This window comes from Alteromonas sp. I10 (assembly GCF_003201515.1).
Lineage (GTDB): Bacteria > Pseudomonadota > Gammaproteobacteria > Enterobacterales > Alteromonadaceae > Alteromonas > Alteromonas macleodii.
Map to the genome: position 1 here is coordinate 223,388 of NZ_QJJN01000008.1, position 10,351 is coordinate 233,738.

Here is a 10,351-nt window from a genome sequence, read left to right on the forward strand (position 1 = left end):
ATTACTCCTTAGGTTTATATTTAGCAAACAGTGTTTCTTCGACAATAGCACAAATAATGTGACCAATAATGATGTGTGACTCTTGAATATAAGGCGTGCACGTTGAAGGTACGTTGAGCGTTATGTCACACATTTCAGGTAACTTTCCTGCATCACCACATAAAGCAATAGTATGTATGCCCATCTCTTTCGCTTGTTCTACTGCCTTCACAACATTTACCGAATTTCCAGATGTACTTATTCCAACAAATATATCGCCTTCTCTGCCATTCGCCTGTACTTGACGAGAAAATAGATTTTCAAAGCCATAATCATTACCAATAGCTGTTAGCATCGAAGTGTCTGTAGTCAAAGCAATCGAAGGCAAACCAGGGCGGTCAAAGTTGAACCTGCTAACAAATTCAGCTGCAAGATGTTGAGAATCAGCAGCGCTGCCGCCGTTTCCTGCAAACATTACTTTGTTTCCACGTTGCAGCGCTTCGATACACAATTCGCTAGCTTTAACAATTCGCTCAATCAATACACCATCAGCAAGTATTTTCTGTTTGACCTCAATACTCTTTTCAAAGTGGCTTTTTATATATTGTGTACCGTCCACGCTTTTACCCCAAAATTTGTAAATTGAAAATTATGTACTTGCCCTGAAGTTTGCTTTAGCTTTTTTATGAGCGGTTGCTTGTCTACAGGGTCAACAAAAAGCATCATGAAACCACCTCCCCCAGCCCCTGATAGTTTTAGAGACTTTGCACCATTTTCGATAGCCATAGAAGCTACCTCTTCAATGTAGGAGTTTGAGATTGAAGATGACGTTGACTTTTTAGCCAACCATGAAGCCTCTAAAACTCTTGACATACCTTCTATATCATTTCTCAGTAGACACTCTTTCATTTCAAAAGCACTCTGCTTAACCTTGTGCAATGCTTCCAATGACTTGTCACTATCTGTTTTGGTTGATGCTTTTATTTGGTCATCTATTATCTTACCAGAGTCTCGAGACAGCCCCGTGAAATAAAGTATGATCTGGCTCTCGAGCTCGTTCTGTATATCATTTCGGATACGCAGCGGATTGACTAGAACTCTATCTTGGTAAAATTCCATAAAATTGAAACCACCAAATGTGGCTGCGTATTGGTCTTGTTTACCCCCCGACAATTTGCAATCCTCTCGCTCAATTTCATAAGCGAGATGCGCTAGATCATATTCACCAAGAGGTAATTTAAGTAGTTCCCTAAAGGCAGCGAGAATAGCTACAACCATAGTCGAAGAAGAGCCTAAGCCACTCCCCGGAGGAGCATCTGAAAACGTTATAATATCAAGAGCTATAGGCTTGCCACCGTTAAAGTCTTGTATGACTCGTTTGTAAATAGCTTTGTGAAGAATTAATTCATCTTCAACTATAAGCTCATCCTGTATGTTTTGTGTATACTTTTGCTCTATATCTTGAGCTGCAAAACAGATTTTATCGTCATCCCTTGTCTGTATTGTCGCGTAAGCAAACATGTCGAGTGTGACATTTAGTATAAAACCACCATATTTATCGCTATATGGGGATACATCCGTGCCGCCTCCCGCTAACCCTATACGAAGTGGCGCTTTAGCTCGTACTATCATTTCTATCTTTCCTTGGGTAAAGTTTATCGAGAGGCTTAAGTGCACCTTCCCAACTATATCGCTCAACTATCCATTTGCGATTTTTTTCGCCGATTGCGGTAGAGCGCGCATTGTCGGAGACCAAATTTAGGATAGTCTGAGCCATAATAGCTTCATCATCAATAACTAATCTCTTTTGCTCTGTGGGTAAGGCTATTCCCTCCTGAGCCATAGAGGTCATAACTACCGGCTTGGCCATAGACATTGCTTCAAGTACTTTATTTTGGACTCCTCGAGCGATACGCAAAGTTGCCACGGCGACTAGAGCTTTGTCGATGTAAGGACGCACATCTACGACTCTCCCTGTTACAAAAACGCCTTTAATTGAGGCCAGTTTTTTAACACGCTCCGTGGGTTTCCCACCAACTATGTAGAAAATCAGTGCTGGGTGCTCTTCTATTATTAGCGGCCACACCTTTTCACAGAACCATACCACCGCATCTTCATTTGCCCAATAATCCATTGCGCCGGTAAAGCAAATTGACAAGCTCTCCGCACATGGGCTGTCAGTGTGATCAAATTTAGCTAAAGGGTCAAAATAATCAGTATCAACACCATTGCTAAGCGTAACTATCTTGTCACTATAAGCTTTTGGAGAAAGTGACTTAAACAAGTCTCGCTCTTCATCCGTTATTAACGTTATTGCGTCAAACTCTGAAAGAATCTTTTGCTCTAGTGTTTTTAGTAGTTTATATTCTCGTGCATAAATAATTTTTGAATAGAAGGGCTTGTTTTCACAGTACTGACGCCATTTATCTGAATCCACATCAGCCATATCTAAAACACGCTTTTTGTCTTTGTATTCTGGAAAGTCAATAAACTGAGCCATCCCTGAAGAATATACAAACAGATAGTCTATACCGTGCTCATTAATAACCTTGTGAACCCATCGTTGTAATTCTTCATTTCTGTAATGTGCAGTAGAAACAGACTCGGCTAACACCAGGGATTTTAAACCACTGGTTAGATATCGTTTGCGCGTGATGTCGATAAATTTAACTTCCCTACAGTAGGCTTTTACCTCGTCTATGAATTTCTTATCAAATTCATCATCAATAAAGCTTCCCAAATAAAGATCAAAACGCTTGCTTAAATAATTCATAAGATTAAAAGTGGTAATCTTGTCCCCCTTATTTGGAGGAAAGGGCATTCTGTGGCACAGGAACAACAAAGGAGGCTTCATTAATGTCTCTCTTTTTCTTCTTTTACTAAAAACTGACACAACATCATTATTGTCCACAACGCAGCTGCATGGTCGTATTTTCCACTAATGTGCTGTTGAGCTTTCTCTAACAATGCATTTTTGTCGAAAATTTCGTGTTTAGAAACACATTCAGATGATAACAAATCCATCATTTTTTGTTTCAACGGCCCGCGCAACCAATCAGCCATTGGTACGCTAAAACCCATTTTTTCTCGATATAGAGTGTCTTTTGATAGGAAAGGCTCTAGCGCCTTTTTGAAACTGAACTTCCCTTCACCGTTATTCAAATTTAGCTTTGAGGGCAGTCTGAACCCCCACTCTACTAGTTTATGGTCAAATATTGGAACTCGAACCTCTAGTCCATGCGCCATGCTTGCTCTATCTACTTTTGTATGGATGTCACCAGTTACCCAAGTTTTATAATCGAGATACTGTGCTTCTTTAAGCTTATCTTTAAATCGTTTACCTTTAAGTACGTTGTCAAATACTTGATTCGAGTTGTATTCTCCAATGTGACTCTTAAAGCCTTTATGGTAAAGAGCTCTTCGCTCATCGAATCGCAGTTTACTTACACTATTCAGGTAAGCTTCCGAAGAACTCATTGATAAAGATTGAAAGGTTGTTTTGGCTCGTAAGAATTGAGGGGCCCAATCGAGCTTGGGATAGATACTGCCTAAAAAACCGAAAACGCGTCGCCTAATCGCGTCGGGAATAACATCTCGTACTTTTTGTTCGTTTATGTGAAGGCGATACCTCCGATAGCCTGCGAAAAGCTCGTCCCCGCCATCTCCAGAAAGCGCTACTGTCACATGTTTTCTTGCTAGCTCGCAAACCTTGTAGGTAGGGAGGGCCGATGAGTCAGAATAGGGCTCGTCATATAACTCAACCATTTTATCAATCAACGTAAAATCCTCATGATTGACTACCTCTAAATGGTGTGAGGTTTTATATTGCTTAGCAACTAGTGACGCAAATTCGGACTCATTATAGTCAGGGACATCGAAACCTATTGAGCATGTTGTAACAGGCTCCTTTTGCAGGCCGGCCATCATAGCTACGACCGCGCTTGAATCAACCCCCCCTGATAAGAACGCTCCCAAAGGAACTTCTGACTCTAAACGGATATCCACGGCTTCGCGAAAACGCTCAGTTAAAATTTCTTTGTCTAGTTCATCATATTGTGGTTGGTCCCAGGGTAAATCCCAATATTGCACGGGCTTGGGCAAAGTTCCTGATTTCCCTCGCTGAAATAACAAGTAATGGCCCGCTTCTAACTTTTGAACTGAAGAATAGATACTCTTTGGGTCAGGTATATAACCAAAAGTAAGATAATCTTCGATTGCTGAATAATTTAGTGTTCGGTCTAATTCAGGGTGCGCTTTTAAAACTTTCAGCTCTGAGCCAAAAATAACACTACCGTCAGCCAATTGAGAATAATGTAGAGGCTTGATTCCTAACCTATCTCTTGCCACAAAAAGTTGTTGCTTTACTTCGTCCCATATGAGGAAGACGAACATTCCTCGCAGCTTATCTAGACACTTTACTCCCCATTCCCTCCATGAGTGTAATATCGTTTCAGTATCACTGTGAGTTTGGTAGGAGTAGCCTTTTAATTTAAGCTCTTCGGCAATTTCATGATGATTGAAAATCTCACCATTAAAAACAATTACAACATCCTTATTTTCGCTGTAGATAGGTTGACCGCCGCCAGTAATATCTATTATTGATAAACGACGGTGCCCTAGTGCAACTCCGTCTCCATAGAAGTAACCTTCAGCATCCGGTCCTCTGTGCATTTGAGCGTTGTTCATATATTCTAACACTTGTTTAGATACATGTTGCTCTTTATTAAAACTAAATATTCCACTAACTCCACACATACCGGCTTCTCATTGGTTGTATAACGATAAATAATCAGAGACCATCTTATCTTCATCAAAATATTTACAAATTCTTTCACGTGATGCATTTGCGAAACTGTTAAGTAAATCCGACGACTCGAAAAGCAGTATCAGTGAATCGGCCAACGCATCTGCGTTCTGCGAAGGGACAACTATACCTTCCTTTCCCGTAACGACCTCAGGCATCCCGCCAACGTCCGTAACGATAGCGGGTACACCACTAGCCATGGCCTCTAACAATGTCATTGGTATACCTTCACCGATAGATGACATAACGAATACGGAAAAGCTTCGGTACACGTCAGGCATGTCCTCTCGAAGCCCTATTAAGCTTATTTTTTTAGCCATATTCTTTGAAGTAATGTGGTCATGTAAAATCGATTCGCTTTCTCCCTCGCCTACAATACTCAGTCTCGCTTTCTGCGCAAACTCAGCGTTACGATAAGCCGCTAAGCAGAACGCATCTATTAAGAGGGTCTGATTTTTGATTGGGTTCAAGCGACCCACATTACCAACGACAAACTCGTCACTCGGCTTGTGTTGAGGTGTGAAGAGTTTAGTATCGATACCATTTCTAATTAACTTTGTTTTACTATTAGGAAGACCAACAGTATTCATTAGCCACATATGTAACTCTGTTGAAACTGAAACCCAAGTGTGAATGAACGGTGAAACTAACCGTCTTAGCAACTGATATTTTTTATTATCGCCAAAAGGATCATATACGTCTCGTCCATGCTCTGCATGAACCCGAACTTTTACGCCTGATAAGGCTGATAATACTTGAAGTTCAAGCGTCGCGAGGTTATAGCTGTGAACCACGTCCGGCTTGTAAGCTCGCAAAAGTTTCCACCATTTAAAAAAAAGTCCAAAGTCTTGACCATCTTTTTTTCCCAACGCTATTACGTTTGCGTTACTAGGAAGGAGTGAAGCAAAAGAGTCAGAATAAGATGTTAGACAGACTACTGTATGTGCATAATTATTGGGCATACGAGAGACGGTGTTGATTAGTACTCTTTCAAGACCACCAACGTGAAGTCCATACACTACGTGAAAAATAGTCTTAGTCATCGCGCAGCCTTTGTTTCAGTCGGAGGTAGAGGTAGAGTGCCTAACCGCTTTAATACTATATCAACTGAAAGGTTTTCGGGTATCTCTGCAACGACGTAGTAACCATCGGCTCTTTTGCCAGACATACGATTGAGAAACTGCTGCCACTTTGCGGTTAAAGCAGGTGCTACGGAACGGTTTTCCAATTGATACCAAATCAATAGGCTCTTGCTATGTCCATGTACGTTTTGAATCTTAATTATTTCGAAAGAATCGTTGTTTCTTCGAATTAGTTCTTTAGCTTTGAGAAGGCTGAATTCGTCATCGTTAAATGGTCGATGTAAAGAGCTGACTAATTCCTGCTCGTCGCTATCATCTCGATAGGTTAATCTCAATGGGATTTCATTCAAAATACCGGTCCATGACGGTTGAATAGTATCATCGCCAACTTCCATCCAGTTAAATGAAGCTTGCTCTCCAACTTGATAATAGGAATCTAGTAACTGACTGACGTTAATATCTTTTGATAAACTGTGTTTACTCGCGCTGAAGCTCGACGCTAATGGCAAAAGAAGCACTAACACGGACGTAAGAACTACGGGATAACGAGCTTCTATTTTTCCAACTTCTCCGTTACTTGAGTAATTAGCTTGAGCATCGTTAGCAACATTTCCTAAAAAGAACAAAATAACTAGGACAAATAAAAAGAAAAACCACCCATATACCAAGTGATCAGCTCCTACCGCATGCTGCATGTCAGTAACATGCCCTATAACCATAATGCCAAATGCTCTAATTCCGTTCGCGATTACTGGTACAAAAGCGCAAACCAATGAAAATAATACCCGCTTCCATACGCGCTGATAGTTTAGATACGCTAGGAGCACGCCCAGTGCAAAAGTGCCTATTAAAAATCGTATTCCAGCGCAAGCTTCTGCAACATGGAAGGTCCCGTTTGGTAAATACAGATACAATCCCTCCCGATAGACCGGAATGCCTACCGCGATTAGAAGTTGGCAACTTATATCTGCGGTAATTACTTGCAGATGTGGAACAAACTCTTCGCCAAAAGGAACGGCGAAATAAAGGTAGAAAATAGGAAACGCTACGGCTTTGAAAACATGATTTCCGACCAGCGTCCAGATAATTATTATAAGAGAAGTAACAGCACAAAAATGAGCAACAAGTTGTACATTTAATTGCTGTGCTAAAACAAATAACGCTTGAATGAACAGCAACGGTGCAATTAACAACCAAGTAGGCCGATAATCTAAGCTTTTGAGAAGTGCCCTCTTTTCATATAGAAGATAAATTGTTATAGGGATGATAAAGAAACAATGTTTATAGGTTTCGGACTGAGACCACACCATAACCATGTGTTGTAGTGTTTGGAAATAAACGAATGCCCAAACTAAAAACGCCAATCCCCCAAGAGTCAAATAGAAATTTACTGAATTTTGCCTCATTGACTTATAATCCTGAAAAAATTAGCAGACTGTGTTCTAACCTAAAAAGCGGCTCAGGTAAGGGCCCAAGCGCTCAGTAACAAACAAAGGAAGCTTTTTCCACATTTTGATGAAATATCTATACTTAGGATTATCTGGGCTTAAGTTTGGCAAATTAGTAGCTCTAACTAATTGACAATAATAATAAAGAGGCTGTGGCTCTATACCCCAGGTTTTCTTGTAGCTTCCCGAGCCAGAATTGTTTTTACTTCGCCCAAAGTCAAATACTTCACAATCACGCTTTTCCCTGGCCCGGCACATTAGGCTGTAATACATAAAGTCGTTACCACGGCAATATCTAGCTTCTGGAGTGCCTCCTCCGTAGTATGGTAAGACTTTATTTTTATAGTAGAAAGACAAAACTGCAGATACCGGCTGTTCGCCATTTTTTATACTCAAAAGTTCTACCCGGTCACTGAATACCTCTTTGAGTTTTGAAAAATATCGCTTTGGAAACACAGGTGTTCCCAGATTCCTTACACTCTCAGAGTAAATACGATGAACTTCACTTATATCTGATGTTTCCTTTGCTGTTAGTTCATTCTTCAGTGACTGTCTCACATTAGCTCGTTGCTTCTTCTTTATTGATTGTAGTATCGCTTGCTCATCATCAGGGATAGGCATGAGATAAGTGGAATGATTACAATTAAGAATAAGATTCGAATTATTACTGCGTGGCTTCGTATACCTAAACTCAACGTAATCAACATTGAGTTTCTTTCCTAGCTCTGCGGCTGCATTTTCCAATTGTAACAATCCGCCGTCATCATCGGCTATAGCTCCGCCATACACACAAAACGGAGTGGAAATTAGGACATGACCAAACAACCTACTTTTTTGTTCAAACAACGGTAGCACACCGCAGATAGTTTTATTACTTTCCAAAATTAAATAATAAGGCGTATGTTTATAGACCTCACAAATTACATCTCGCCAGCCACTGAGATGAAAGAAACTTCCCTCACTATGGTTATCGACATAAGTATCCCACAACTCAAAGTCATGTTTCTCTGTCGCTAGCTTACAAACTCTTTCCGACATTGCGCCTGTTCCTTCAGTCCATAAACATCTGTCATCGTGCCCCATTCAAAATCTGTCAATAAAGAACGAAGTTTTCCTTCCATTTTACTAAGATTCACATAATGCCGAAAACGGGATTTAATGGGTAATTTCTTTATGCGAGGTTGTTTGGAATCAATCTCCCAAGGGTGGAAGTAAAAGTTGTACGGTTGGTTTTCAGATTCTAGAAAACCATCAATCCTTCGTTTCGATAACCAATAAGGAAAAAGCCTAAAATATCCACCACCTCCGATACCTTTATTAGTATTGTTGTTGCGCAAAGTAGGGATTGGGATCTCTATAATTCCCTCTGGTCGAGTATGTATGAAGCGAGGCCAATCGGGAACTCCATATAAGTCGTGTTCTATCGGATATGTACTTGAAGAGTATGTAAACCCTAATTCAGAAAGTAATTCATAAACCCACTGGGTATGCTCGTTGATAGAAAAACTTGGTGCACGGTAACCCACAACTTTCACACCACCTGTATCTTCAAGAACCTTTTTACTTCGGCTAACGTCTTGAGCAAAGCCCTTCTTATCTAAAAAGCCAAGCCGGGTATGGTCATATCCATGGCTAGCTAACTCATGTCCTTCAGAAACAAGTCTCTTTATAACACTAGGACACTTTTCAGCAACCCATCCCAAACAGAAAAAAGTTGCTTTGACATTATGCTCGGCAAATAGGTCTATCAACCTATTTGTATTATCCCCCACCCTCAGTGGAAGTTTCGTCCAATCATTGGGCGAAATTGATTTCTCGAATGCCGAAACTTGAAAATAGTCTTCAACATCTACTGTCATTGCATTTTTCAAAGGTTATTCCCGTAAGTAAAAACTATCTTCCACGTCCAAACAAAACTACTTCAGTCGTTCTAATTAAAATTAACAAGTCGAGTAAAAGACTTTGGTGCTTAACGTAGTACAAATCAAATTTAAGCTTTTCCATCGAATCGGTTACGGATGCCCCGTAGGGGTAATTAAGTTGAGCCCAACCAGCCAACCCCGGCTTGACGTTGTGTCTTTGATTGTAATATGGGATCTCACGAACAAGTTGCTCTACAAATTCTGGACGCTCTGGCCTTGGTCCAATAAAGGCCATTTCACCTCTAAAAACATTAAACAGTTGTGGCAATTCATCTATTCGATATTTTCTAATAAAGTGGCCAATGCGTGTCACTCTGTCATCATCCTTCGAAGCCCACTTTGCTCCATCTTTTTCAGCATCAGGACGCATACTTCTGAACTTCATAATTCGAAATAACTTGCCATTAAGCCCAACTCGTTCTTGTTTATACAATACTGATGTGCCCGTTTTAAAGCCGTCATCAAGGTAAATACAAACAGCAGTCAGCAACATAAATGGCCACGTTAGTAGAAATACAATAAGCGCAAGAAAAGCATTGATCCCGTAATCTAGGGAGTCTCTTAGATAGTTTTGGGTTGAGAAGCCGTTAGAATAGATTACCCACGAAGGATACATAAGATTAACTACAATTTGACCTGTTTCTCTTTCCATGAAATCCAGCAACTCTGTTACTTCGATACCTCTTAATTTGCATTCAAATAACTCTTCTAGAGGCAAAGTCCCCCTGCGCTGATCACATGCAATAACAACCTCCTCTATATCATTATCATAGATAAATTGACGGAGATTTTGCTCTAGTCGAATATGTACAATCTTTTCTGACTTTATACCATCTTCTCGATTATCACCCGGTACGGGAATAAAACCGACCAAATCAAAACCAATTCTATCAACGTCCCTTCTCATCCGCTTTTCTATAATTGACGCACGTTCCCCCGCCCCAATTATTAACGTGCGGGTCTTACCCAGTCCAAGCAAACCTAAGCGTGTAGTAAAGTAACGAAAAACCACAAGGGTAATTGTCCACTTCCCCATTAATGAGACAGTGCTAAATTAGAGTTTTCCAGTTTTGCTCGGTAAGCTGCCGGAGGCAGATTACCGAGACTTTCATGTGT

General features: G+C 40.5%; 8 protein-coding genes and 1 pseudogene. All 9 read right to left on the bottom strand.

Annotation, left to right across the window (positions count from 1 at the left end):
- Position 1: 1 nt before the first annotated feature.
- A complete protein-coding gene (locus tag BZA03_RS15935; RefSeq protein WP_110289295.1) occupies positions 2–598 on the bottom strand; it encodes an SIS domain-containing protein in 597 nt (198 codons plus the stop codon).
- A complete protein-coding gene (locus tag BZA03_RS15940) occupies positions 577–1,611 on the bottom strand; it encodes a dehydrogenase (protein ID WP_110289296.1) in 1,035 nt (344 codons plus the stop codon). Before BZA03_RS15940 ends, BZA03_RS15935 begins: the two co-directional genes overlap by 22 nt.
- Positions 1,595–2,890, bottom strand: coding sequence for a TIGR03087 family PEP-CTERM/XrtA system glycosyltransferase (locus BZA03_RS15945; protein WP_146212371.1), 1,296 nt, complete (start codon positions 2,888–2,890; stop codon positions 1,595–1,597). The genes BZA03_RS15940 and BZA03_RS15945 overlap by 17 nt, the downstream gene beginning before the upstream one ends.
- Positions 2,833–4,734: an XrtA/PEP-CTERM system amidotransferase gene (locus BZA03_RS15950; protein WP_110289298.1), complete on the bottom strand. Its 1,902-nt coding sequence runs from the start codon at positions 4,732–4,734 to the stop codon at positions 2,833–2,835. The genes BZA03_RS15945 and BZA03_RS15950 overlap by 58 nt, the downstream gene beginning before the upstream one ends.
- A gap of 9 nt (positions 4,735–4,743) precedes the next feature.
- Positions 4,744–5,826, bottom strand: coding sequence for a glycosyltransferase (locus BZA03_RS15955; RefSeq protein ID WP_110289299.1), 1,083 nt, complete (start codon positions 5,824–5,826; stop codon positions 4,744–4,746).
- Positions 5,823–7,271 (bottom strand): exosortase A, encoded by a 1,449-nt coding sequence (gene xrtA, locus BZA03_RS15960; RefSeq protein ID WP_110289300.1) that lies wholly within the window; start codon positions 7,269–7,271, stop codon positions 5,823–5,825. The genes BZA03_RS15955 and xrtA overlap by 4 nt, the downstream gene beginning before the upstream one ends.
- Positions 7,272–7,307: 36 nt before the next feature.
- Positions 7,308–8,351, bottom strand: a complete 1,044-nt coding sequence (locus BZA03_RS15965) for a FemAB family XrtA/PEP-CTERM system-associated protein (RefSeq protein WP_110289301.1) — start codon at positions 8,349–8,351, stop codon at positions 7,308–7,310.
- Positions 8,327–9,172, bottom strand: coding sequence for an XrtA system polysaccharide deacetylase (locus BZA03_RS15970; RefSeq protein ID WP_110289305.1), 846 nt, complete (start codon positions 9,170–9,172; stop codon positions 8,327–8,329). The genes BZA03_RS15965 and BZA03_RS15970 overlap by 25 nt, the downstream gene beginning before the upstream one ends.
- A 34-nt stretch (positions 9,173–9,206) precedes the next feature.
- A pseudogene (locus tag BZA03_RS15975) lies at positions 9,207–10,256 on the bottom strand (TIGR03013 family XrtA/PEP-CTERM system glycosyltransferase); the annotation flags it as partial.
- Positions 10,257–10,351 lie beyond the last annotated feature (95 nt).